Here is a 22375-nt window from a genome sequence, read left to right as displayed (position 1 = left end):
CATCTCTCAGCGCGGGTGGTCACCACCACGGATCTGTTCCACCGCGTGCCGAAGGATTGGCGTCAGTACGGCAAGGCCGTCACGGACACCTCCGGTCGATCCGGGCAGGTTGACGATCAGCGTGTCGCCGGCCTGTCCGGCGAGCCCTCGGGAGAGCACCGATGTGGGCACTTTGTCGCGGTTGGCCTGCCGGATCGCCTCGGCGATCCCCGGAATATCGCGGCTGATGACGCGGGCGGTCATCTCGGGCGTGAGGTCCTGCGGGGTGAGGCCGGTGCCGCCGGTGGTGACGATGACGTCGTACCCCTCCTCGACGCCGCGCCGCAACGCCTCCTCGACGGGCTCGCCGTCGGGAACCACCTGCGGCCCGTCTACCTCACATCCGGCTTCGGCCAGACCGCCGGCCAGGATCGGGCCGGACCGGTCGGCGTAGACGCCGGCCGAGGCCCGGTTGGACACCGTGATCACCAACGCGCGCATCAGGCCGTCCTCCCCCGCGTGCGACCCCGCCACGTCACGGGCGGTTCCAGACGCCGGTCTTGCCGCCGGTCTTCTCCTCCACCCGCACGTCGGTGATCACTGCCGCGGGGTCGACCGCCTTCACCATGTCGATGAGCGCCAGGGCGGCCACCGAGACCGCGGTCAACGCCTCCATCTCGACGCCGGTGCGGTCGGCGGTCTTCACCACGCAGGTGATCTCCACTCCGGCGTCGACCACCTCCAGCGACACCTTCACCCCGTGCAGGGCGATCGGGTGGCACAGCGGGATCAGGTCGGGCGTGCGCTTGGCGCCCATGATCCCGGCGATCCGGGCCACGCCGAGCGCATCCCCCTTGGGGACCTCGCCGGAGCGGAGCAACGCCACGACCTCGGCCGACAGCAGCACCCGGCCGGTGGCGGTAGCCGTACGGACAGAGGTGTCCTTGGCGGAGACGTCGACCATCCGGGCGGCGCCGGTCTCGTCGAGATGGGTGAAGCCTGGCGTGCCGCTCACAGCCGGATCACCCGCACAGTCGCGCCCGACGGCACCTCGGTCAGCTCCTCCGGCACGACGATGAGCGCGTTGGCCGAGGCCAGCGCGGCGAGCTGGTGCGAGCCCTGCCCGTGCACCGGCATGACCGTGCCGTCGTCGCTCAGCACTCCGCGCAGGAACGAGCGCCGTCCGGCGGGCGAGCGCAGCGGCGCGACGACCTGCGCGGTGGTCGCCATCGACGGCCCGTCGGGCAGCCCGCTCATCTTCCGCAACGCCGGAAGCACGAAGAGCACGAACGACACATAAGACGAAACGGGATTACCCGGCAAGGCGAAGATCGGGACCTGGTCCTCCCCCACCACCCCGAACCCCTGCGGCATCCCCGGCTGCATGGCGACCCGCTCGAACCGCACGGTGCCCAGCGGCGAGAGCGCCTCCTTGACCGGTTCGTAGGCCCCCATCGAGACGCCGCCGCTGGTGATCACGACGTCGGCCCGGACGAGCTGCGCGTCGAGCTGGTCGAGGAAGTCGGCGGGGTCGTCGCCCACGATGCCCACCCGGAAGCTCTCGCCCCCGGCCTCGCGCACCGCCGCGGCCAGCGTGTAGCTGTTGGAGTCCCAGATCTGCCCTGGACCCAGCGGCGTGCCCGGCTCCACCAGCTCGGCGCCGGTCGAGATGACCACGACGCGCGGGCGCGGCCGTACCCAGACGCGACGCCGGCCCACCCCGGCGAGGATGCCGAGCTGGGCGGGGCCGATCAGCGTGCCGGGCTTCAGGACGACCTCGCCGGCCTGCACGTCCTCGCCGGCGCGCCGGATCGCGTTGCCCACCGGCGCCGCGCGATCGATCGTCACCGTGGCTGTGCCGCCGTCGGTCCACTCGACAGGCACCACGGCGTCGGCTCCGGCCGGCACCGGAGCGCCGGTCATGATCCGGACCGCGTGGCCGGGCCCGACCGCGCGCAGCTCGCCGGAGCCCGCCGCGACGTCGTCGATCACCGGCAGGGTGACCGGGACCTGCGCCAGGTCGGCGGCGCGTACGGCATAGCCGTCCATCGCCGAGTTGTCGAAGGGCGGCGACGGCACCGGCGAGGCGACCTCCTCAGCCAGCGTCGTGCCGAGCGCCCGCTCCAGCTCGACCTCGAGGGGGGCCAGGGTGCGCACCGTGGCGAGCACCTCGGCCAGATGGGCGTCAACCGATTTCATCTAGGAACTCCCGCAACCACGGCACGAACTCGGGCGCCAGGTCGGGCCGGTCGGCCGCGAACTTCACCACCGTGCGCAGGTAGTCGAGCTTGTCACCGGTGTCGTAGCGCCGCCCGCGGAAGAGCACGCCGTGCACGGGGCCGCCCTCGTCGGTGGACCGCCCGGCCAGGGTGCGCAGCGCGTCGGTCAACTGGATCTCGTTGCCGCGGCCGGGCGGGGTGTTCTCCAGCACCTCGAAGACCGCGGGGTCGATCACATACCGGCCGATGATCGCCCAGTTGGAGGGCGCCTCGTCCACCGGGGGCTTCTCCACCAGGTCGGTCACGCGCACGACGTCGTCCTCCGACGTCGCCGAGATGGTGGCCACGCCGTACAGGGAGACCTGCTCCTTGGGGACCTCCATCAGGGCGATGACGCTGCCGCCGTAGGTGTGGCGGACCTCGATCATGCGCTTGAGCAGCTCGTCACGGTGGTCGATGAGGTCGTCGCCGAGCAGGCAGGCGAAGGCGTGGTCGCCGACGTGCTGCTTGGCGCAGAGCACGGCGTGGCCCAGGCCCTTGGGCTCGCCCTGCCGTACGTAGTGCAGGGTGGCCAGCGCCGCGGGCTCGCGGACCTGGGACAGGCGCTCGTCGTCGCCCTTGGCCTCCAGGACCTCTTCGAGCTCGAAGGCGCGGTCGAAGTGGTCCTCGATCGAGCGCTTGTTCTTGCCGGTGACCATGAGCACGTCGAGGAGCCCGGCGGAGGCCGCCTCTTCGACGACATACTGGATCGCGGGCTTGTCGACGATCGGCAACATCTCCTTGGGAGTTGCCTTGGTCGCCGGAAGGAACCGGGTGCCCAGACCCGCGGCGGGCACGACGGCTTTCGTCACAGGGTCGAAGTCAGACATGGTGTAGACCCTAGTGGAGGTGCTTCGTGGACAAGATAGGACTCCGTCGCAAGCTGATGGACAGGCGGCGGTCACTCTCCCCGGAGCAAAGACGGGCAAACTCGGTCGTCATTCGGGAAACCCTCCTGGATCAGCCGTGGGTGCAGATGGCCGGGCTGGTGGCCTGCTATGTATCTATCGGATCCGAGCCCGAGACACACGGGCTGGTGTTCGCCCTGTGGAAACACGGCGCGACAGTGATCTTGCCTGTGCATAACCCTGACGATGATCTGGACTGGGCGGTCTATGACGGCCCGGACACCCTCAAGCCGGGACGGTCCGGAATTCCGGAGCCGATCGACACCAGAAGGGGCGTCGAGGCGATCCGCACGGCCGCGCTGGTGATCGTCCCCGCGCTCGCCGTGGACGCGACCACAGGGGTACGGCTCGGCCGCGGCGGCGGCTCCTACGACCGCGCGCTGGCGAGGGTCGGGCCGAACGTGCCCACGGTCGCCCTGCTCCACGACGGCGAGCTGATCGAGGGCGTCCCGGCGGAGCCGCACGACCGGCCGGTGCGTTACGCGGCCACACCTGCGGGGCTAAAGGTGCTGCGCTGATCTAGTCTTATGCCGTAGATGAAGCCTGATGTCTGGATTCTGCTCGGCTCTGCCGTCGTCATTGCCGCCATCGCGTCGGTCGCCGTGGCGCATCGAAGCGGCCTGCCCAGCCTTCTGCTCTTCCTGGGCTTCGGCCTGCTGCTCGGCGATTCCGCGATCGGCATCCCGTTCAGCGACCCCGAGCTGGCCCAGCACATCGGGCTGTTCGCCCTCGCCGTCATCCTGGCCGAAGGCGGCCTGACCACCAACTGGCGACATGTCCGTCCATCGGTGCCCAGCGCGCTGATCCTGGCGACGCTGGGCGTGGGCGTCAGCATCCTGGTCGTGGCCACCGCCGTCCACCTGCTGCTCGGCACCGACCTGCGGCTGGCCCTGATCCTGGGCGCGGTCCTGGCCTCCACGGACGCCGCCGCGGTCTTCTCCGTGCTGCGCCGCCTGCCGCTTCCGCCCCGATTGTCGGGAATCCTGGAGGCGGAGTCGGGCTTCAACGACGCGCCGACGGTCATCGTGGTCGTGCTGCTGAGCAACGTCTCGCAGCCTGTCCCCAGCCTGTGGACGTTCGTCTGGAACGCGGCAATGGAGCTCGCGATCGGCGCGGTCGTGGCGTTCGTGGTCGGCCCCGCGGGCGTCTACGCGCTGCGCCGCGTCGCCCTGCCCGCCTCCGGCCTCTACCCCATCGCCGTCCTGTCCCTGACCTTCGTCTCGTACGGCGGAGCCGTACTGTTGCACGGTTCGGGGTTCCTCGCGGTCTATGTCACGGGTGTGCTCCTGGGGAACGCACGACTGCCCCACCGCGCCGCGACCCGCGGTTTCGCCGAGGGCGCGGCCTGGCTGGCACAGATCGGGCTCTTCGTCATGCTCGGCCTCCTGGCCAGCCCGAAGAACATGGCCACCTCGATCGTCCCCGGCCTGATCGCCGGAATCGTCCTCATCCTGCTCGCCCGGCCGCTGTCGGTGATCGTCAGCGCCTTCGCAGCCAGGATCGGGCGGCTCGACCGGATCAACTGGCGCGAGCAGACCTTCCTGTCCTGGGCGGGATTGCGGGGAGCCGTACCGATCGTCCTGGCGACCATCCCGTGGGCGAGCGGCGTGCCGGGTTCGGAGGACCTCTTCGACCAGGTCTTCGTGATCGTCGTGGTGTTCACCCTGGTCCAGGGGCCGACGCTGCCCTTCCTCGCCCGCGTGCTGCGCCTGGACGGGCCCGGCGAGGCGCTGGATCTGGAGGTGGAGTCGGCGCCGCTGGAGGAGCTCAACGCCGACCTGCTCCAGATCAAGGTGCCGCCCGGCTCGCAGCTCCACGGTGTGGAGATCTTCGAGCTGCGGCTGCCGGCCGATGCGCAGGTCACGCTCATCGTCCGGGAGGGCCGCTCGTTCGTGCCGACCGACTCCACGCGCGTGCGCGTGGACGACCAGGTCCTCGTGGTGACCGCGGCGAGCTGCCGTGAACAGGTCGAACGCCGGTTGCGCGCGGTCTCGCGGCGCGGCAAGCTGGCCGGGTGGCACGGCGAGCGCGGTATGGAATGAGTCAGCCGGTTGCGTCGTTTATGATTAGCAGTCGCGTTGGTAGAGTGCCAGAGTTTCCACGGGAGGAGCGTCGTGCCCACCTATCAGTACGTCTGCAACGACTGCGGTGAGCCGCTCGAGGTCGTCCAGAAGTTCTCCGACGACGCCCTGACGGTCTGCCCCTCCTGCGAGGGTGAGCTCCGCAAGGTTTTCTCCGCCGTCGGCATCGTCTTCAAGGGGTCGGGCTTCTACCGCACCGACAACCGCTCGTCCTCCTCGACCTCCACCGCGTCGACGACCGCGTCGGGCACGAACGGCAAGAGCGCCACGGAGACGAAGACCCCCGCGTCGACCTCCTCCGAGGCCAGCAAGCCGGCCGCCGCGGCCAGCTAGCCGGTTATCCACAGAACGCGATTCTGGAGCGGATGACGGTCACGGGCGCCCGCTAGTCTCAGCGCCATGGTCACTCGCGCTGAGATCGGCGTCATCGGCGGTTCGGGGTTCTACTCGCTGCTCGACGACGCGGAGGAGATCGAGGTCTCGACTCCTTACGGCCCGCCCAGCGACGTCGTCACGGTGGGCCGCATCGGTTCCCGTTCCGTCGCCTTCATCCCGCGCCACGGGCGCGATCACCGCTTCCCGCCGCACCGCATCCCTTATCGGGCCAACTTGTGGGCCTTGCGGGCGCTGGGCGTGACGCAGGTGCTCGCGCCCAGCGCCGTGGGCTCGTTGCGGCCGGAGATCGGTCCTGGTGCGCTCGTCATCCCCGACCAGTTCGTGGACCGCACCTCCGGGCGCGTCCAGACGTTCTACGACCTGAACGGCGCGGTGCACGTCTCGCTCGCCGACCCCTACTGCCCCACCGGGCGTTCGGTGGCGTTGTCGGCCGCGCGCTCGGCCAACTGGGAGACCATCGACGGCGGCACCCTCGTGGTCATCGAGGGGCCGCGTTTCTCCACCCGCGCCGAGTCCCGCTGGTTCACCGCCAACGGGTGGAGCATCGTCGGCATGACGGGCTTCCCCGAGGCCGTCCTGGCCCGCGAGCTGGCCCTCTGCTACACCTCGCTGTCCCTGGTCACCGACCACGACGCCGGGGTCGAGGCCGGCGAGGGCGTGACGCACGAGGAGGTGCTCGCCTTCTTCGCCGCCAACGTGGCCCGGATGCGCACTTTGGTCTCCGAGGCGGTCACCGCCCTGCCCCGCGAGCGCACCTGCTCCTGCGGATCGGCCCTCGACGGCATCAAGCTCCCCTTCGAGCTGCCCTAATGCACGCCTGGATCCGCCGGTTCGGCCGGCGCCGCCGGCTCATCGCGGCCGTACTGACGGGGGTGGCCCTGCTCTGCGTGCTGACCGCCCTCCGTCCGGGGGCCGGATCGACGGTCCAGGTGCTGGTCGCCGCCCGCGACCTGGCTCCCGGCGTGCTCGGGGCCGGAGACGCGCATGCCGTACGGCTGCCGCGGGCCGTGGTGCCCGACGGGGCGCTCGCGGCCGACCCGGTGGGCAAGGTGCTCGCGGCCCCCATGCGGCGCGGCGAGCCCTTCACCGACGTCCGCCTGCTGGGCGACTCCCTGCTCGCGCGGCTGCCCGCCGGGCAGGTCGCCACCCCGGTGCGGATCGCCGACCCCGACGCCGCCCGGCTGGTGCGCCCCGGCTCCACCATCGGCGTGCTCGCCTCCTGGGACGAGTCACCCGCCGCGCTGCCGGTGGCCGACGCGGTCACCGTGCTGTCCACACCCTCCGGAAACTCCGAGCACGGAGCTTTACTGGTGCTTGGCACGACCCCCGAACAAGCAGCTCAGCTCGCTGCCGCGCAGGCCGGCGGGCGACTCTCGATCATTCTCAAACATCACTCAGGGTAATCTCTCCACTACGATTCGTCGCATGAGTGGATTCAAGAAGTTCCTCATGCAGGGGAACGTCATCGATCTCGCCGTCGCCGTGGTCATCGGCGCGGCCTTCACCTCCGTGGTCAACGCCTTCGTCACCAACCTGCTCAACCCGCTGATCGCGGCGATCGGCGGGCAGCCGGACCTGTCGGCGCTGACCTTCAACATCGGTGCCGGCGAGTTCAAGATCGGCCTGTTCCTCAACGCGGTCATCTCGTTCCTGCTGGTCGCCGCGGTGGTCTACTTCCTGATCGTCCGGCCGTACACGATCTTCCGCGACCGCCGGGCGGCGCTGGAGGAGAAGACCACGCGCGACTGCCCCGAGTGCCTGACGGAGATCCCGATCAAGGCCCGGCGCTGCTCCCACTGCTGCGCCGAGGTCGGGGCCGCCGCCTAGAGGATCGAATCGGACTTGGGGTCGTACTCCCAGTGCCACGGCTCGAAGGGGCTGGAGTACGCCCAGTCCGGATGGATCCAGCCGTAGCGCTTGCCGTTCTTCTCCAGCCAGTTGAACTCCGCGCTCCTGAAGCGCTCAACCCCTCCGCACAGGTCGACCGCCAGGCCGAGCCCGTGGTTGCTCCGTCCGGGCACCGCGGCGAAACCGGGGCGGCGGTAGTAGATCGACTGCTGCTCGCTCAGGTTGCGGTAGGCGTCGGTGACGCAGATGGCCCGGCCGAACTGCCGCCGGTAGGCCTCGTTGAGGCTCACGAAGGCGATCGCCGCGTCCGCCCTGAGCTGGTGCCCGCGCTGCTGCAGCGGGCACAGCAGATTGCCGGGGATGAGGCCGTTGGGGTAGTCGTCGGCCAGGCTGATCTGAAGCGGGTTGCAGCCGAGCGCGTCCCGCTCCACCTTGTCGACCTTGATGCCCAGCTTCACCAGAGCCTGGGTCAGCGACTTGACGATCTTGTCCGAGCGCTGCCTGATCAGGTCCACCTCGGCGGAGAGCTGCGCCTCGGCCAGCAGGTTCGTGGCCCGTAGCTCCTGTGCCTCGCCGGCCAGCCTTGCCGCCTCCGCGTGCAGCCGGCCCGTCTCCTCCACCTCGCGCTGCCGTGCCGCCACGATCTCGCCCGCGTCGGCCATCGCCCGTAGCGTGGTCACGCCGGCGTCGCCGGACATGAACGACATGAACCCCTGGCTCATCGGCTGCTGGTACAGCGTCTCGGCGATCTGTGCCACCGGCTGGCGGCGGACGGTCAGCTCCTTCTCCGCCTTGGACAGGGCGGTGAGCAGGGTCTTGAGCTCCTTCTCCACCGTGGCTATCTCGGTCCGGCGCTTCACCAGGGCCTTGTCGGCCGCTTCCAGCTCCTTGGCGGACTTCTCGGCCTCCTTGCGGAGCTCTGTCAGATCCTTGGGGTCCTTGAATCCCTTTTCGGCTCCGCCTGTAACGGCGCCTGCCCTTGCGACGACTCCCTTGTGGGCGACCCCTGCTTGGGCGACTCCCTGTTGGGTGACGGCCGCTTGGGTGACTCCCTTTTGGGTGACGGCCGCTGTGCCCGAGGTCGCCGCCGGGGCGCCGACGACGAAGCTCGTGGCCATGACGACCGCGATCAGACCCGCTGATCGGGGAGATGGCACCTCGGCTCCTCCGTTTGCCCACTCGTTACCCTGGTCAGGCACGCACGTTACTACAGGCTCCTCAGTGCCCGGACCCAACTCCGGAGAGCCGTTATGTCCCATTCACCGGGGTTGCCGGTCCGTTTTGCGGTCGATCCGCGACAACCTCGACACCCTTGAGGCATCCGGACCTTGGGTGATTTGCCAGGCTTTGTTCTTACGACGCTGGTGACCCATCCCTCAGGCTGCGCGCAACCCCTTCTACGGCGAGCCCGCAGCAGTGCGTCCTAGTGTTGTACGCCGCTCGTTACAGCTCCTCGAGACGCTTGCGGCACCCCTGTGTGCCGACTCCCCCGCGCCGCCGCTCAAGACTCACGACAACTCCCACCGAACCCGCCACCCATGCGCGACACTTCCACCGCCTACCGCTCACACCTGCAGGCCTCCCACGCATCGCCTTCCGCTCACGCGAGCAAGACCCCGCGTATCGCCGCCCACGACTCCCGCCAGCAAAGCCCCGCATCGCCGCCCATCACTCACGCCAGCAAGACGGGCACCGCCGCCTCCAGCTCAGGCCAACAAGACCCGTGTCATCGCCGTCCGCCTCTCAGGCCCGCGGCAACTCCTCCACCGCCTGCCGCTCATGCTCCCGACAGAGCTCCCACAACCAAGTCTCCCGCCACTCCCCCGGACACCCCGCCCGCGGCCGCACCCGCCTCTCAACCCGCGGACTCGGCCTCGCCCTCGTCCGAGGCTCCACCTCCCCGGGCACCACCGACGAACTCACCTCCGGCACCTCAGCCGCCACCACCGGCCGAGGCGCCGCCGAAACCGGCTCCGGCAAAGCCCCTTCATACGTCACATCCGGATGCGGCGGCGCCGGCGCCCAGGTCGGCTCGAACGCCACCACCCTGACCTCCACCCACCGAGCCCCCTCAGCCTCCCTCAACGGCACCACCCGGGAACCCTCACTCCGCCCCTCAGCGCCCCCGGCCTCCAGCCCGGCCCGATACCCCAACTCCCCCACCATCAGCCCACCGGCCAGAATCGCCGGCGCCACCAAGGCCACCCCCAACGCGACTGGCCGCCTCCCCCGCTCCCGCCCGCGCGTCCGTTTACCCCGTCCTCTGGTCACCGTGGTGACGTTAGCCAGCTCCGGTGAACGCCTATGAGTAGCCTTGTCATGGCTTTACCGCAGTTCAGGCAGGCTATGACCTCCCTCCCGCCCGCCGTACTGCGCGGCTGGTGCGGAGAGCCCTCAGCTTTCGCTAGGCTTAGGGAGATCCGCCTCCGTAGCTCAGGGGATAGAGCACCGCTCTCCTAAAGCGGGTGCCGCAGGTTCGAATCCTGCCGGGGGCACTCATCTCCACCAGGCTTTTTGCCTCCTGACCTGCGGTTTCTCAGCCGCAGGTTTTGTTTTCCGGACCCTTGATAGGCCGCCGAAGGCACCCGGATGCAGCCGTAGGACCATGATCCGGGGATATGGCCGGGATGATCTTGACGGTGTTTTCCCAGGTCACTACGCCTCTGGAGTCCCACACCCGGCTGGCACAAGACTCCGCCAGGCAGGATGATCACCTTCGGCAAGATGAGCAGTGGCCACCTGTGCGAGACCCAGCACCGGCACCGCAGTGAAGACACAGTGGTCCCCTCGATGGCCGCTCGGCATGCTATGGAGATACCGCTACTGATCCATTCGAGAGAAGCGAGCCGATGTGAACGAGGCACTTGCCGGTTTAGTGGGGGTTCTGGTGGGCTCCATCATCACGGCGATCGTGACGATCTACGCGGAGCGCCAGAAAGGTAAGCGAGAGGCAGCCCAAGGTGATCGACAGTACGAGCGCGAGCGCCGGTCAGTACGCGATGCGTTCCAGCGAGACAGCATCCTCGCCCTTCAAACCGCGGTAGTCGATCTGATCACAGCGGCATATGCCGAACTCGACCGACTCATCGCCGCCTCAAAGGAGACAGGCCAGTGGCCGGCTCGGCAATGGGAGACGCCTACAGCAGTCGGCTGGTCCCCTGCCCTGCTGCTACTGAAGTCATCCCGAGCGCGGGTCTTCAACGAAGACATCCGCTCGCTGGCCACCGAGCTAGAGAAGGTGTCAGGAGACTCGATCTGGGCCAAGAACCTGGATGACGCAAAGCAGCACAGCAGGCGCCTCGAACCTTTGCTTGACCGCTTCAATGATGCAGTGGCGCATACGCTTCCGTCCCTCTACTAGGGCTCACGACTGGTGGGCGCTACAGCGAAAGATCGCATCTATCGCGACTCGCTATAGCTGAAACGAATTGGATGTACGAACGCGCAATGGTCGGATAAGGTCCGGGACGTGCGCCTTGGTGCGTGTTCGAGGACGGTTGCCGCGGTACTTGTCTGTTTCGCGGTCCTTGCAGGCTGTTCACGGAAGCCCGAACGGCCGACCCTATCCGCGGCGACACGGCAGCTCGTGAGCGATGGAGACGCGATGGTGTCCGGCATTGAGGCAGGCCTAACAGGTCTGACCAAGGAACGGGCCGACAAGGATCGGAACTCGACGTGCCTCAACCAGGAGCAACGTTTCTATATCGCTAAAGGAAGTTTCGCGAATCCGTCCGCGGAGAGTGCGATCAACTGGTGGGGCTGCTGAAGGGGGAGCTCCTAAGTAAGGGCTACACCACAGACGTCGTGGACAACCTCGATCTCTGGGAAGACAAGGTGAGCGTTGCCGTAGTGGTCAACCCAGAAGCCAGACTTACCTTCGTGATCCTCGCCCGCATGGATACATCGCCCAACGTCATGATCATTGGCAAGACCGAGTGCTATCCTCGCGCAAGCTGAGCACGCTCACACAGACTTGGGCACCTGCGCGGCTTCCTTGCGCAGTTGATCCGCGTGGCGACGCAGGCTCTCGGCGGTCGTCAGGCATGAGTTTCAAGCTCGTTCATCTCGCGTCTGAGGCGGACGGCATCGGCGACGTACCGCTCCGCAGCCGGCCCCTTCCAGAAAGTCTCGCTGTCGCCTGGTCGTGACGGTATGCCGTCGAACGTCGCAGCCAAGTCTCTGCCATACCGAGTGAACGTTGCAGTGAGCATCTCCTTCTCGACCGCTTCGCGGATCAGTTGCTCCCGGGTGGGCATGGTCAACCGCCCCCTATCTTCAAGGCGCCGATCAACGCGGGCGTCATCCGGCCCGCCATAGCTGCTCTCAGCAGAGAATCCTCGCTTGATGTCAGCAGGCCTTGCCCGTTCGCCCTGAGCGAGCGGATCAGCGCTTCAGCCTGGAGATTCACAAGCCTCCCAGCCGTCTCCTCCGCGGTATCCGGAGTCTTCTTATCCAAGTAATCAGTGATGATGTCCTTCATCTGGTCTTTCAAACTGTCCAGCCCTTGAGCCTTGGCGGTACTGGCGATCTTGCTAGCGACCGGGAAGTACTCATCGAAGTAGTCGATAGGCATGAGGACGAATCCGGCTATCCGTTCGGCGTACTCGCCGTCGCTCCACTCAGCGTATGTCGAGCCAGACAGCAGCAGACTTGCCAGCGCCCCCGCCCGCTCAGCGAGGTCTATGTGTGCTGACTGCCTTTAGTCGTTCTTATCGAAGGGATTGAAGCGGCCCATATCCAGTTTGTTGATGTAGTCCGCCCCCTCCTTCATCAGGGTGTCGGCCGCAACCGAGTCTTGCATCAGTGCGCCAAAGAAGCGGCCACTCACCGCAGGATCAAGCTTGTCCCATGGAGCACGCGGCTCCAAGTTTGGCAGCATCATCGGGTTCTCTACACCCTCGCGTTTCTGGCGCTCGAACTGCTCACGAGCGTTCTTGTACGCCTGGCCTCGCGCGAGCTTGTCGAGGATGGGTCCTACATTCTTGGCCAACACTCGGCTGATGGGCGAGTTGGGGAAGGTTCCGATGGTGCCGCCTACCCAAAGGGAGTTTTCGGAGCCGATGCTGTTGATGACAGTGAGCCAGGCCCGCTCCTGCACGTCGTCGGCCCCTGCTCCGGGTTTCAACGCGCCGTCGAGCGCTTGAGCCAACGCCTCCTCATACGCAGGGACGCCGCTTGATCTGATGGTGTAGGCGACGAGGAGGATCCCGGCCTCTTTCTTGTGCTCGGCCAGGAATCGCCGGAACGCGTCTGGATTCGCCTTGAACGCCTTGGCTAGGTCGTACAGGTTCCAGTTGGGGTCCGTGGGAAAGGCGTCGGAGTTCGGGGGCCTGTTCAGCAGATTGGTCGCCACGCGGTTGAGGAACGTATTCGACTGTGGGGCCAGCGCGACCAGCGCCGTCAAGATGTCCGATGGCGCGGTCTCCACCATCTTCTGCCACTCGTTCCCGAGTCTGCCGGAGCTCTCCGCGCTGGCGAAGGCCTTGGCGAGCAGACCTGGGGAGGAGTTGCCCGCTCGCTTGAGCGCGTCAGGGGTCATGCCTCGGCGGTCGCCCTTGGCGTGGTTGTTCATCCAGTCGCGGAACAGTTTCTGGAAGGTCTTGGTGCCCAATGCGGTCAGCAGCGCCGCTGCGTATGCGGGGTCGTCGACTCTGCCTTTGAGCGCCGTTAGAGCCTTCTCTAGCTCTGCCCGGACAGGTTCTGGTCGTGAAGCTTGAGCGCCTCATTGATGGCAGCCGCGTCCTTCCTGGCGGCCTGTACTGCCTCTGTCTCGCAGCCGAAGATAAGGGTGCCGTTCAGCATCCCCTTCTGCCGCGTCGGCACCATCCGCTTGAGCGTATCGACACGCCATTTGAGGTCTTGCTGCGACTCGTGGAAGAACGCCCAAGTGCGGTGCATCGCAGTAACACCCTCGCGGCCGGCCCAGTCCTGACCGGCCTCGGCAATCGCTGATTCGAGTCCTGGACGCGCCCTGCCCAGGACGTCCTTCCCCGTCTCCATCTGTCGAATCAGCTTCTCTGCGCCGAGGGGATCGATCCCTACGAACTCCCCCATGGACCCTCCCCGAGGGTGTGGCTACAAGACGGGAGTCAAGCACAAGGGACGTCTCGGGTAAACGCGTCATACATTCCTATTAGCGAACTGAACCATCGTTGTACGATTGGCCGTAATAAGTCTAGGTGTGACGGAACATGCCTCAGCGTCCCGACTTGTCCGTCAAGCCGGGTTGACTGGGCAGATGCCTCTGCCCCCGATCTAGGGCCACAGACCGCGGTCGCTCGCCTCTTCTGCATGCGGGCGAGCTGCTGATGCAGGACTTGAAGTCATCGATGCCCTGCTCAGCATCGAGGTGGAGGACGAGTGGATCACACCAGGCCAGCGCGGTCACCACCCGCTCACTTCGCACAAATCTGAAGAATGGGTCTCTTCCCATCTACCGTCCGCCGGCGAACAATGCGTTTCGGGCAAAACAGGGGCGCCCTTCCTGACATGCATGTACTCGTTTGCCGCCGCGCTGGAGGGCTACATTTCTCACGTGCTGCATTCCAACTTGGGGCCGTTGGTCGCTGATGCATCCACGCGAAGCGTCTTCGACGTCATAGAACGAACTCTCATCAACGTATTCGCCGGATCTTCGCAGGCCGAACAAAGACTTGCTGCTCAGCCACGTAGCAGGCGACTGGTGTAGCGGCGAAGGCAGTAGGGGTTCCAAGCCGATGCTCAGCCTCGTCGCTGGCTACGCAGGATCCGGCAAGAGCGAGTTCTCCCGGTTCTTGTCCTCCGTCACCGGCTGGGCCTTGCTCGACAAGGACTCCTTGACCTGCGCCCTGGCGGAACGCTTGCTCACCTCACTTGGTGGGGATCCCCACGACCGGCACACCGACCTCTACTTGCGAGAGGTGCGACCGCTGGAGTATCAGTGCCTGCTGGAATCCGCGTTCGACAATCTGCGCGCCGGCACCTCCGTCATCCTGACTGCGCCGTTCGTTGCCGAGTTGGCCGATCCAGAGTGGACAAGTGGCCTGAACAAGCGATGCGCCGCCATAGGCATAGATGTGGCGGTGCTCTGGGTGCGCTGCGACAACGAGTCCATGCGGGCCCACATCGAGCGTCGCGGAGCCGCCCGTGACGCCTGGAAACTGGCCAACTGGGACACGTATGCCCGCGGCTTGGACTCGGACAACGGCCCAGCGACAGCGCATATAGGGATCGACAATCGGCAAGGAACCGCCATCGACTTGATTCGCCAGGCCCGTGAGAGCTTGAGATCCATGCAAGGACGACTGAACGTCCGCTCTTGACGCGTACATGCGGAAGGCGCCCTCCTGTCGGGAGAGCGCCTCTGCTGGCAGGTGAGGATGTCGGTCGTGCCCCAGCCGCGAGTTCGTGCCGAATCTTCCGGAGGCGCGACCAACGGGCTATGAAGCCTACGTGTCTAGAGCCTCGTTGATCTTGCCGTTTATCTGCTCTTGCTGGCCGTCCATGCATTTGGCGTAGACCCGAAGCAGAACGTCAACGCTGTGGCCGGCGCGCTTGGCGACCTCGGGAGCCGGGACGCCCGCGTTCAGCCACAGCGAGACCGCCGCATGCCGAAGGTCGTACGGCCGAGCGGCCAACGAAGAAGCTACCTGCGCCGGGGTGAGAGCGAGTTTCCTCGCTTCCTGCCAGACGTAGGAGTGGGCCGAACTGGAGTACGTCCCATCGGTGCTCGTGCGGAAGAGAGGCATCGATGACACAACAAGGGTGGCGCAGCAATAGGCAGTTGACGGCGATCGGCCGCACCGGCATGTCCGCGCCGGCCCGACAAGCCGTGATCGATTTGCAGATGGTCTCAGGGACGTCAGTTCTCGACTACGGCTGTGGCCGAGGTGGAGACATACGTGCTTTGCAAGGTCTAGATCTCAGTGTCTCCGGTTGGGACCCGGTCTACTTCCCTGACGGGCGCTTGGAGCCGGCCGACATCGTCCTGCTCACCTACGTCCTGAACGTGATCGAGGATCGCGCCGAGCGACAACTCACCCTGAAGCGCGCGTGGGAGCTGGCTAAGACAGCACTAGTGGTATCTGCGCGCCTTCGTTGGGAGCGCAACCAGATCAAGGGTGAGGAGCACGGTGACGGGATCCTCACCAGCCGCAACACCTTCCAGTATTTGTTCGCGGCGGGCGAGCTCCGCGACTACGTTCAGGAAACGACGAACGTACGCTGCCTGTCGGCCGCACCGGGCATCGTATACGCATTCAAAAGCGACGATGCTCGCCTGCGCTACATGGCCCGACGGGTGGCGCCCAGCTCGGAGTGGCTTTCCTCTGAGGATGCGGCCTCAGCCATCGTCGCCGTTGTTGACTATCTGGAGCGGCGTGGGCGTATTCCCCGCCTGGAAGAGATGCCCCTTGCGATGGCAGGGCTTCTCGGCAGCCTGCGTCCAAGTGAACTGCACCGCCTTGTTCATCAATCGGCAGATCCGATAAAGGTCGAGGCCGGAGCCAAGCGGGCCACACTGGATACGTTGCTTTCCTCGCCGTCGAACTGTTTCATGGTCGGGGCCCCTCTAGCAGCCTGCCCTTGACAGTCCAACTCGATGTACGCGCTTTCTTCTCGTCCTACGCCGAAGCCTGTCAGCGCGCCGACCGACTGTTGCTCAAGCTTCGTGACGACGGATACGTACGGCGGGCCATGACCGGCTCGGTGGCCGGAAAATTCACCCCGACTGCCTTGTACGTCCATCGACGCGCGATCCACCGCATGCCTGTCATCCTCCGCCTATACGAGCACTGCGCCAGCATCGCGGCTGGCCGTCCCGCTGACTGGACCATCGCCAAGCTCCGGCATCAAGGCCGGGGAGTCAGTTGGCTGGACTATCCCGACTTCGACACCGATCCACATCCTCGTTTGCTGTCGTCCTACACCGTTGACCTGAGAACGTTGAAGTCTTCATTTCTGTCGTACGCCAACTCGTCCAATTGGCCGCTGCTTCATCGCAAGCACGAGTTCCTCGCAGCTGACGACCCCGACGCGCCTAAGTACAGGCGGCTAACTGACGCCGAGGTCAAAGCAGGTCTCTACGAGCAACCACACTTGATCGGCACCGAAGACGGTTGGCAGGAGGCACTGAATCGATGCGGTCGGGAACTACGTGGTCATCGATTGCTACATCTTGGATAGCGACAGGGATCCGAGATCGATGACCGCGTGAGCCGATCACACCTCATCGAGCCTGCGATGCGAGTAATGGATCTGCCATTGTCGGACGCCAGCACCCAAGAGCCGTCAGTCGTTCGATGTCTGGTGTCCACGAACGACTGACGGCAACGGCTGCCTCACGCATAGCATCCTTTACGCGGTCCGGAGCAGTTGGACACGGGCGCCAGCCCCTTCAAAGATGGCAGACGGAGCAGCCAGCCTCGTCATCATCGGAGTCCAGGGCGTCACTGAGGACTTCCAAGAGGGGCCGGTTGGGCTTGATGCGCTTGGCGGCGCGCTCCAAAGCCGCCTGGTGCTTGGCCTCGATCTCGTCCTTACGCGTGATCAGCTCCGGAAGAGACTCACCCTGCGACCAGGTGTAGTTGCGGCCTTTCATGGCGGTGTGGCGGTATCGGACCTTCTCCTCGTACTCGACGGCCCGTTCGAACAGGTCGGGATGACGCTCCTTGAGGCCAACCCACTCGTGCTTGCGTTGGAAGAAGCAGAAGTAGCAGCCTGAGCGAGTGCGCCACTCGTAGTAGTCGGGAAGACCGATGCCAGCCGCGTCGAGGATACGCATCACTCCGTCCTTGTCGATGCCGTCCTCGCGAAAGGGAAAGACAGCCTCGATGTTCGGTTTGGTGCTGACGTAGCCGAGTCGGTTCTCATCGGCGCGAATGGCGACGTAGGAGATGACCTTGTCGTCACCGACCCAGTCTTCCAGAGGCTTGATCTTTAGATTCTTGGTGCACCAGCGCATCTGAGGGCTGGGCAGAGTCCCCTGGTAGACCTCCATCCAGTGGTCGAAGTCGCGGTCGGCGTTCAGCCTCACGATCGACTTGCCCAAGGCGGCCTCGAGCCGATTGAGGTACTCGTAGGTCTCAGGCAGCTCGGCGCCGGTGTCGCAGAAGAAGTACTCCATCTCCGGGACTCGGTCGCGCATATAGACAGCGAGCGCGGAGGAGTCCTTGCCGCCGGAGATACCGAGTACATGCCGGACCTTTTTGGTGGTGTCGACTCCTTCGGTCATCCCTCTGCCTTCCTTTCACTGGCCGCTGTGGCGGCATCGGTCACGCGCTGGGCGAGGGCAGCGAGCAGAATGCGTGCTCCATCCGGGCCGAGCACCTTCTCGGCCTGCTTCAGAACGTCAACGGCGAGGACGTCGGCCTCGCCACGGGCCTGCTCGGGTACGTAGATCAGGGTGCGTTGCTCTACGCCGGTGCTATCGGTCAAGGTCAACAGCTGCGCATCGAGTTTCTCTTCCCGCCCATGGATCTCGCGTCCAGCATGGTGCAGGTGCCCGACGCGATCGAGGGCTGCAGCCATCGCCCGGGCCTTCTGGGGGAAGACCTTGGCTTCGTGGTCATCCCAGTCCCCGAGGGCGGAGTTGGTCAGGCGTACGACGATGGGCTCAAGCCAGTCGTCGTCTTCGAGGCTGTCACTGAGGACGAAGTCAACGAAGCCCCGCAGCTCCGGTGTCAGCACGGCGTCTGCGAAGCCTCGCAGACGAGCCGCGAGCTGGGTACGTAGCTGGGACAGCTCGGCTGGAAGGCGGAACTCCTTGGCCAGTACTCGGACGACCTCCACGCGCAGCCGATTGTCGATCGCGACGAGTTCGTCCGCAGCCGTGGTGAGGCGTTCGACGTAAGTGTTCGCCGCCTCCGTGTCGGCGCGCGTGTGTGCCGGGATCTCGGGGAGACCGAGAGCCTTCGGCAGTGCGTGGAAGACCAGCTCGTCGGGATCCACCGCCTTCGCGATGGTCGCGCGCACGGCGCGAGCATCGGCGGAGATGTTCTTGGTAGTGCCGGCGTACTTGTTGAGGTCGGCCACCCGCATGATCAGGGCACTGGCGACCGCGAGCAGGTCGGGGTTGCGCAGAGCCTTGGAGCGTGGTGCTTCCACGCCGAGGGAGACCGTCAGCTTCTTAATGACGCTTCCGCGCTGGCCGTCTCCCGCCGGCGTGTACTTCACCGAGAAGCGTCCCGGGCCCTTGACGAGGCGTTCGACTACGTCGATGGTCAGCCGAGGCAGGTAAGTGCCTTCCTCGAACAGGGCGACGTCGTGCCGGCGGATGACGAGGGCTGGCACGAGGAACACCGGGATGACTCCGGCCTTGAGCCCAAAGGGCGGGCTCATCAGGGTCCGGATGACCTCCTCGATGCTCAGGCGCTCGGTGGCACCGGTGAACACCTTGTTCAACGCGTTCCAGGCGGGCTGGGCGTGCTCGTGGCCTTCGCCAGGCGGGGAGAAGCCGTACGGGAGCAGGCTTTCCTGCTGGCTCTCGGCTTGGGCCACGCCGTTCTCGCGGTGCAGGCCGAGGTAGGCCAGCACGCCGCTGTACAGGGCGCGCTCGGGCCTGTAGTGGCCGTCCGTGAAGCCGAGGTTCTTCTGCCCTGAGGCGGAGAACATGGCTGTCAGCAGTATGCCGCGGGCCTGGGCGGCCTGGCTGGTCAAGACGTGGCGGCCGAGCATCTCGTTGCGGATATGGGGTGTGTGCGGGTACACCGACTCACAGGCCAGGGAGACAAGTCCGCTGAGGCTCCGGGCCGTCAGGTTGGAGGTGGCTGGTTCTTCGCCGTAGGCAATGCCGCTATGCCACAGGCTCCACGACGCCTCGGAGGACGGCGGGTAGAAGGCGTTCTGCATCAGCTCCCGCAGTTCCGCTTCGGCCTGCACAATCCGCTCGGTGGCTTCCCGCCGGGCGACGTGGTCGAGGTCCTGGTCATTGCAGAGTTCCTTCAGTGCTACCAGGTACGTTGCCGTCGTGAGCACCACGTCGGGGTGTGGCGTGGTGCCAACGAGCACTGGTAGGGGCGAGTCGACGTTCGGCCGATCGGCGTCGGTGCCGAGATGGAAGACGACAAGACCGTCGGCAGGCTCCTTCAACTTGTCCGGGGCCGCAACTGTCTTGGTCTCCGGACCGCTGACCGCGGTGTAGAACACGCGCATCATGCCGGTGACCTGGCTATGGCGACCAGCCACGAATGCCTGCGGGACGAGACTGCCGAGTCGGTCGATGACCGAGGCGTCATCGAAGCGGCTAATAATTTCCTTGAGTCGGCCGTCGATGTCGACGTCCGTGCCCTGCCAGACGCGATACTCGCCACTGAACTCACGGTGGACCACGAAACCCCGGCGGACGAGGTCGGCGAGTCGCTCTTCGAGCGCCGTGAAGGCGTTGGGGTCGGCGACCTCAATGGGGTCGTGGAGAGCGAAGTGGATCATCGGTGCGGTCGCGCTGAGGACGCCATCGGAGTCGATCAGGTTGAGGACACCGATGGTCTTTAGAACATCCTGATCGGCGTCCGGGAGGCCGTTGGCGTCCCGAATGCGCGCATCGATCTCGATCCACCGGCTCGCGTTGGCGGAAGCAAGCAGGGTGGTGCGCCCAGAGTTGAGGAAGTAGTCGTAGAGCTGCGGCAGTCGCACCGTACTGACGCGGTCGGCCTTCTCGCGGCTGTGCCGGGCCAGTGAGTGGCGGACGGTATTGGGTTCCCCGCTGTTGAGGAAGCCCGAGACGCTGCGGTCGTGCTGGCCGATTTGGGCAGCGAGGATCGGTGCGGCAAGGGCGGTGATCGGGTGCAACGGATAGAGGTCCGCGAAGTGTTCGGGTCCGAGTTCAGCCAGGACCCCGAGACCATGGTCCGTCCAAATCTCCGCGGACGCCTGGGCCGATGCGGTAATTAGTACCTGTCCTGCGGGGCTGACCGCCGAGTGGTCGAGGTAGCGGCGGAGCAGGTGCAGGGAGTCGCCGTAGTGAGGGATGAAGGTGATGTCCTCGAAGCGCCCTTGGATCTTGGCCCATTCGCGGGTTTTGAGTTCGCTGGACCGTGAGGCGTAGTCCATGAACGACAGGTGCTGCAGGGTCATTAGGTAGACGGGCAGCCCATTGGGGCCGGCCGACTTCTCGGCGAGTTCCTGCAGGAGGAACAGGTCGTGTTGGGCGTCAGCGAACTCGTTGTGGCCAGCAAGGTGTTCCAGCGTCTTACCGAACTCATCGATGATGAGGAGCAGGGGCTCCTGCCCGTCGGCCGTCAGTGCGGTAACGGCGTCGAGGATGTCCTTGGCGCTGGCAGTGTCCGGGTCGGCGCATGCCGCGAGGGCCGAGGCGATGGCCTTCGAGATGCGCTTACCCCAGCGTCGTTCCGCTGCGGTGTGCAGGGCGCGGGCGAGCGTGGCGACCAGGGATTCGCGGCGTGCGGTGGCTACGCCGCCGAGGAACCCGTCGGGGGCGATGGCATCGCGTGCTGTGGCCAGGCGGTGGGCGAGGGCGGGGCTAGTCTCTTGGAGAATGCGGTCGGCCTCGCTGCGCCGCTTGGCGTCCCGCCCGAGCAAGGCGTCGATGAAGTTGGACAGGGTGGACTTGCCGGATCCGTATGGGCCGGTGAACGACCAGGCGCGGGTCCTGTGCTGGTCGGCAAGTGCGCTGGCGATGCGTTCCAGAACGTCGACCGCCCGGGCGCCAACGTAGGGGTCGTGCAGGGGGTCCGTCACGTCCCGCTCGAGATTCGTTGAGCGCATCTGGGAGCCGACGAGTTCGATGCCGGCCGGGAACTGCGGACCGGAGGTCTCGGAGCTGCCAGGGATCCGCGTGGGGGTTGCAGTCGTCACGCGGTCTCCTCAAAAAGTGTCTCGGCGTTGTCGGCGATGTTGGTGCTGAGTTCCTTCTGCTCGGCCTCGGCGAGCTTCGGGAACTTCGCAGCCCATTCTTCGCGGGTAGGGAAATCAGGGTGGTGGGTGACGAAGTCATACTGCTCGTCGAGCACCTCCCAGGCCAGGACGAAGGGGTCCGCCGCGAACGTGAGGCTGCGCTGTCCCACGGCCTCGGTCAGGTTGAGTTGTGGGTGGTCCGCAGCGACCTTCTGCAGCGCCATGACGATCTCGTTTTCTCTGACGCGGAAGGCGCGCCCCGGAGAACCCGGCTCGTTGGCCAGGCGGGCAACAGAGATCGAGTTGGCCTGACGGGAGAACTTGGCGGCGTAGTCGAGGCAGGCATAGGTCAGGACCCGGGCAGGCAGCGTGGTTCGTGCCCCGCTAGTGAACTGCCACTCCGGCTTGCCGCGCGTGCCGACAAAGGTAAGCAGGTCAAGGTCGCGGAAGGGGCAAGCCAACAAATCCTCGTAGCTGCCCGGGGAGCCGGCCTTCTCCGGAGCGCTGCGCGCGTACATCTTGGTCAAGCACTCAATATCGCGACCGATCGAGGTTTCGGCTGGGCTCTCCTTGTAGGAGAAGTTCACGTGCCGGGTGACGACTTGCGTCATGTCCGCCACCGTAAACCGGGAGAACGGCGCGAGATGGAAGGCCGTGTACCAGGTCGGCGCCCAGCATTTGGCCCCGGGACGGGAAGAGACCAGCCACCAGTGCAGCAACCACAGGCTGCCATTTTCTTCCAGATAGGGGTCGGCGCCGTCATCGTCGAGCAGCCAACGGGCCTCCCACGTGGGGAAGGAGTACTTAGAGCGCGCCCCGCTTGTCGGGTAGTGCTCGCGAGTCAGCTTGAAGGCCCGTGACCAGTAGCGCATGGCGTTGACCATGTTCTTGCCCACGCCGAACAGCACTGGGGCGTCATCCGCGAGAAACGCGCTCGGGTCTTTTTTGACCTGCATATACGCCTTGTGCAGCCAGCCAAAGCGGGGCGCGAAGGTCTCATGTCGCGCGAAGGAAAAATGGGCGGCTTCCCCAAGCCGGCTGTCTGACATCCGGAACCTCTCCGTCTTCGATGCGA

22 protein-coding genes, 1 tRNA gene and 1 pseudogene are annotated in these 22375 nt (G+C 65.9%); 11 read left to right on the top strand and 13 right to left on the bottom strand.

The window, feature by feature from the left end:
* Positions 1-6 precede the first annotated feature (6 nt).
* From AB0I67_RS13930 to galU, 4 genes are read right to left on the bottom strand one after another with little or no spacing between them, the layout of a single operon-like run.
* A complete protein-coding gene (locus tag AB0I67_RS13930) occupies positions 7-480 on the bottom strand; it encodes a MogA/MoaB family molybdenum cofactor biosynthesis protein (RefSeq protein WP_357922742.1) in 474 nt (157 codons plus the stop codon).
* Between the two features lie 34 nt (positions 481-514).
* Positions 515-994: a cyclic pyranopterin monophosphate synthase MoaC gene (gene moaC, locus AB0I67_RS13925; RefSeq protein ID WP_357922739.1), complete on the bottom strand. Its 480-nt coding sequence runs from the start codon at positions 992-994 to the stop codon at positions 515-517.
* Positions 991-2178 (bottom strand): gephyrin-like molybdotransferase Glp, encoded by a 1188-nt coding sequence (glp, locus tag AB0I67_RS13920; protein WP_357922735.1) that lies wholly within the window; start codon positions 2176-2178, stop codon positions 991-993. Before glp ends, moaC begins: the two co-directional genes overlap by 4 nt.
* The gene (gene galU, locus AB0I67_RS13915) at positions 2165-3067 is read right to left on the bottom strand and encodes a UTP--glucose-1-phosphate uridylyltransferase GalU (RefSeq protein ID WP_357922732.1); all 903 of its coding nucleotides are present in this window, start codon (positions 3065-3067) and stop codon (positions 2165-2167) included. The genes glp and galU overlap by 14 nt, the downstream gene beginning before the upstream one ends.
* Positions 3068-3093: 26 nt before the next feature.
* Between galU and AB0I67_RS13910 the strand changes: the two genes are divergently transcribed.
* From AB0I67_RS13910 to mscL, 6 genes are all read left to right on the top strand, one after another.
* A complete protein-coding gene (locus AB0I67_RS13910; RefSeq protein WP_357922729.1) occupies positions 3094-3663 on the top strand; it encodes a 5-formyltetrahydrofolate cyclo-ligase in 570 nt (189 codons plus the stop codon).
* Between the two features lie 18 nt (positions 3664-3681).
* Positions 3682-5187, top strand: coding sequence for a potassium/proton antiporter (locus AB0I67_RS13905; RefSeq protein ID WP_357922726.1), 1506 nt, complete (start codon positions 3682-3684; stop codon positions 5185-5187).
* A gap of 72 nt (positions 5188-5259) precedes the next feature.
* The gene (locus AB0I67_RS13900) at positions 5260-5559 is read left to right on the top strand and encodes an FmdB family zinc ribbon protein (RefSeq protein ID WP_357922723.1); all 300 of its coding nucleotides are present in this window, start codon (positions 5260-5262) and stop codon (positions 5557-5559) included.
* A gap of 66 nt (positions 5560-5625) precedes the next feature.
* Positions 5626-6432 carry an S-methyl-5'-thioadenosine phosphorylase gene (locus tag AB0I67_RS13895; RefSeq protein ID WP_357922720.1) on the top strand — a complete coding sequence of 269 codons (807 nt, stop codon included), beginning with the start codon at positions 5626-5628 and terminating at the stop codon, positions 6430-6432.
* Positions 6432-7025: an SAF domain-containing protein gene (locus tag AB0I67_RS13890; protein ID WP_357922717.1), complete on the top strand. Its 594-nt coding sequence runs from the start codon at positions 6432-6434 to the stop codon at positions 7023-7025. The genes AB0I67_RS13895 and AB0I67_RS13890 overlap by 1 nt, the downstream gene beginning before the upstream one ends.
* A 22-nt stretch (positions 7026-7047) precedes the next feature.
* A complete protein-coding gene (gene mscL / locus AB0I67_RS13885; protein WP_357922714.1) occupies positions 7048-7449 on the top strand; it encodes a large conductance mechanosensitive channel protein MscL in 402 nt (133 codons plus the stop codon).
* On the opposite strand, the gene AB0I67_RS13880 is transcribed toward mscL, so the two are convergent.
* Positions 7446-8330, bottom strand: a complete 885-nt coding sequence (locus tag AB0I67_RS13880; protein ID WP_357922711.1) for a M15 family metallopeptidase — start codon at positions 8328-8330, stop codon at positions 7446-7448. The two genes, mscL and AB0I67_RS13880, sit on opposite strands and share 4 nt — an antisense overlap.
* Before the next feature lie 1562 nt (positions 8331-9892).
* Here AB0I67_RS13880 and AB0I67_RS13875 point away from each other — a divergent pair.
* The 3 genes from AB0I67_RS13875 (at position 9893) to AB0I67_RS13865 (ending at position 11427) form a co-directional block, all read left to right on the top strand.
* Positions 9893-9965, top strand: a tRNA-Arg gene (locus AB0I67_RS13875).
* Between the two features lie 356 nt (positions 9966-10321).
* A complete protein-coding gene (locus tag AB0I67_RS13870) occupies positions 10322-10831 on the top strand; it encodes a hypothetical protein (RefSeq protein ID WP_357922708.1) in 510 nt (169 codons plus the stop codon).
* Between the two features lie 392 nt (positions 10832-11223).
* A complete protein-coding gene (locus AB0I67_RS13865) occupies positions 11224-11427 on the top strand; it encodes a hypothetical protein (protein WP_357922706.1) in 204 nt (67 codons plus the stop codon).
* A gap of 80 nt (positions 11428-11507) precedes the next feature.
* Here AB0I67_RS13865 and AB0I67_RS13860 read toward each other — a convergent pair whose 3' ends face one another.
* From AB0I67_RS13860 to AB0I67_RS13845, 4 genes are all read right to left on the bottom strand, one after another.
* The gene (locus AB0I67_RS13860) at positions 11508-11726 is read right to left on the bottom strand and encodes a hypothetical protein (protein WP_357922703.1); all 219 of its coding nucleotides are present in this window, start codon (positions 11724-11726) and stop codon (positions 11508-11510) included.
* Between the two features lie 2 nt (positions 11727-11728).
* Positions 11729-12043 carry a hypothetical protein gene (locus AB0I67_RS13855; RefSeq protein ID WP_357922700.1) on the bottom strand — a complete coding sequence of 105 codons (315 nt, stop codon included), beginning with the start codon at positions 12041-12043 and terminating at the stop codon, positions 11729-11731.
* A gap of 126 nt (positions 12044-12169) precedes the next feature.
* Complete coding sequence (locus tag AB0I67_RS13850; RefSeq protein ID WP_357922697.1) at positions 12170-13081, bottom strand: hypothetical protein; 912 nt, start codon at positions 13079-13081, stop codon at positions 12170-12172.
* 68 nt (positions 13082-13149) lie between these two features.
* Positions 13150-13524: a hypothetical protein gene (locus AB0I67_RS13845; protein WP_357922694.1), complete on the bottom strand. Its 375-nt coding sequence runs from the start codon at positions 13522-13524 to the stop codon at positions 13150-13152.
* Positions 13525-14186: 662 nt separating this feature from the next.
* On the opposite strand from AB0I67_RS13845, the gene AB0I67_RS13840 reads away from it, so the two are divergent.
* Complete coding sequence (locus AB0I67_RS13840) at positions 14187-14771, top strand: AAA family ATPase (RefSeq protein WP_357922692.1); 585 nt, start codon at positions 14187-14189, stop codon at positions 14769-14771.
* A 126-nt stretch (positions 14772-14897) separates the two neighbouring features.
* Here AB0I67_RS13840 and AB0I67_RS13835 read toward each other — a convergent pair whose 3' ends face one another.
* Entirely contained in the window at positions 14898-15197 is a 300-nt protein-coding gene (locus tag AB0I67_RS13835; protein WP_357922690.1) for a hypothetical protein, read from the bottom strand.
* 2 nt (positions 15198-15199) lie between these two features.
* Between AB0I67_RS13835 and AB0I67_RS13830 the strand changes: the two are divergent.
* A pseudogene (locus AB0I67_RS13830) lies at positions 15200-16632 on the top strand (DNA phosphorothioation-associated putative methyltransferase).
* 211 nt (positions 16633-16843) lie between these two features.
* Here the strand turns inward: AB0I67_RS13830 and AB0I67_RS13825 are convergent.
* The 3 genes from AB0I67_RS13825 to AB0I67_RS13815 are packed head-to-tail and all read right to left on the bottom strand — an operon-like array spanning position 16844 to position 22349.
* Positions 16844-17680 carry a phosphoadenosine phosphosulfate reductase family protein gene (locus tag AB0I67_RS13825; protein WP_357922688.1) on the bottom strand — a complete coding sequence of 279 codons (837 nt, stop codon included), beginning with the start codon at positions 17678-17680 and terminating at the stop codon, positions 16844-16846.
* Positions 17677-21261, bottom strand: coding sequence for an ATP-binding protein (locus AB0I67_RS13820; RefSeq protein ID WP_357922685.1), 3585 nt, complete (start codon positions 21259-21261; stop codon positions 17677-17679). Before AB0I67_RS13820 ends, AB0I67_RS13825 begins: the two co-directional genes overlap by 4 nt.
* Positions 21258-22349: a DUF4007 family protein gene (locus tag AB0I67_RS13815; RefSeq protein ID WP_357922682.1), complete on the bottom strand. Its 1092-nt coding sequence runs from the start codon at positions 22347-22349 to the stop codon at positions 21258-21260. Before AB0I67_RS13815 ends, AB0I67_RS13820 begins: the two co-directional genes overlap by 4 nt.
* Between the last annotated feature and the right edge of the window lie 26 nt (positions 22350-22375).

Source organism: Nonomuraea sp. NPDC050310 (assembly GCF_040655795.1).
In the GTDB taxonomy this organism is placed as follows: domain Bacteria; phylum Actinomycetota; class Actinomycetes; order Streptosporangiales; family Streptosporangiaceae; genus Nonomuraea.
The sequence above is the reverse complement of the archived record's forward strand: the minus strand, read 5'-3'. Positions and strand labels throughout refer to the sequence as shown.

What these genes read in the sequence shown, in the direction of transcription:
- AB0I67_RS13930 (WP_357922742.1), bottom strand. Translation starts at nt 480, where the DNA reads ATGCGCGCGTTGGTGATCACGGTGTCCAACCGGGCCTCGGCCGGCGTC.
- glp (WP_357922735.1), bottom strand. Translation starts at nt 2,178, where the DNA reads ATGAAATCGGTTGACGCCCATCTGGCCGAGGTGCTCGCCACGGTGCGC.
- galU (WP_357922732.1), bottom strand. Translation starts at nt 3,067, where the DNA reads ATGTCTGACTTCGACCCTGTGACGAAAGCCGTCGTGCCCGCCGCGGGT.
- AB0I67_RS13905 (WP_357922726.1), top strand. Translation starts at nt 3,682, where the DNA reads ATGAAGCCTGATGTCTGGATTCTGCTCGGCTCTGCCGTCGTCATTGCC.
- AB0I67_RS13895 (WP_357922720.1), top strand. Translation starts at nt 5,626, where the DNA reads ATGGTCACTCGCGCTGAGATCGGCGTCATCGGCGGTTCGGGGTTCTAC.
- AB0I67_RS13890 (WP_357922717.1), top strand. Translation starts at nt 6,432, where the DNA reads ATGCACGCCTGGATCCGCCGGTTCGGCCGGCGCCGCCGGCTCATCGCG.
- mscL (WP_357922714.1), top strand. Translation starts at nt 7,048, where the DNA reads ATGAGTGGATTCAAGAAGTTCCTCATGCAGGGGAACGTCATCGATCTC.
- AB0I67_RS13860 (WP_357922703.1), bottom strand. Translation starts at nt 11,726, where the DNA reads ATGCCCACCCGGGAGCAACTGATCCGCGAAGCGGTCGAGAAGGAGATG.
- AB0I67_RS13855 (WP_357922700.1), bottom strand. Translation starts at nt 12,043, where the DNA reads ATGCCTATCGACTACTTCGATGAGTACTTCCCGGTCGCTAGCAAGATC.
- AB0I67_RS13845 (WP_357922694.1), bottom strand. Translation starts at nt 13,524, where the DNA reads ATGGGGGAGTTCGTAGGGATCGATCCCCTCGGCGCAGAGAAGCTGATT.
- AB0I67_RS13840 (WP_357922692.1), top strand. Translation starts at nt 14,187, where the DNA reads ATGCTCAGCCTCGTCGCTGGCTACGCAGGATCCGGCAAGAGCGAGTTC.
- AB0I67_RS13835 (WP_357922690.1), bottom strand. Translation starts at nt 15,197, where the DNA reads ATGCCTCTCTTCCGCACGAGCACCGATGGGACGTACTCCAGTTCGGCC.
- AB0I67_RS13825 (WP_357922688.1), bottom strand. Translation starts at nt 17,680, where the DNA reads ATGACCGAAGGAGTCGACACCACCAAAAAGGTCCGGCATGTACTCGGT.
- AB0I67_RS13815 (WP_357922682.1), bottom strand. Translation starts at nt 22,349, where the DNA reads ATGTCAGACAGCCGGCTTGGGGAAGCCGCCCATTTTTCCTTCGCGCGA.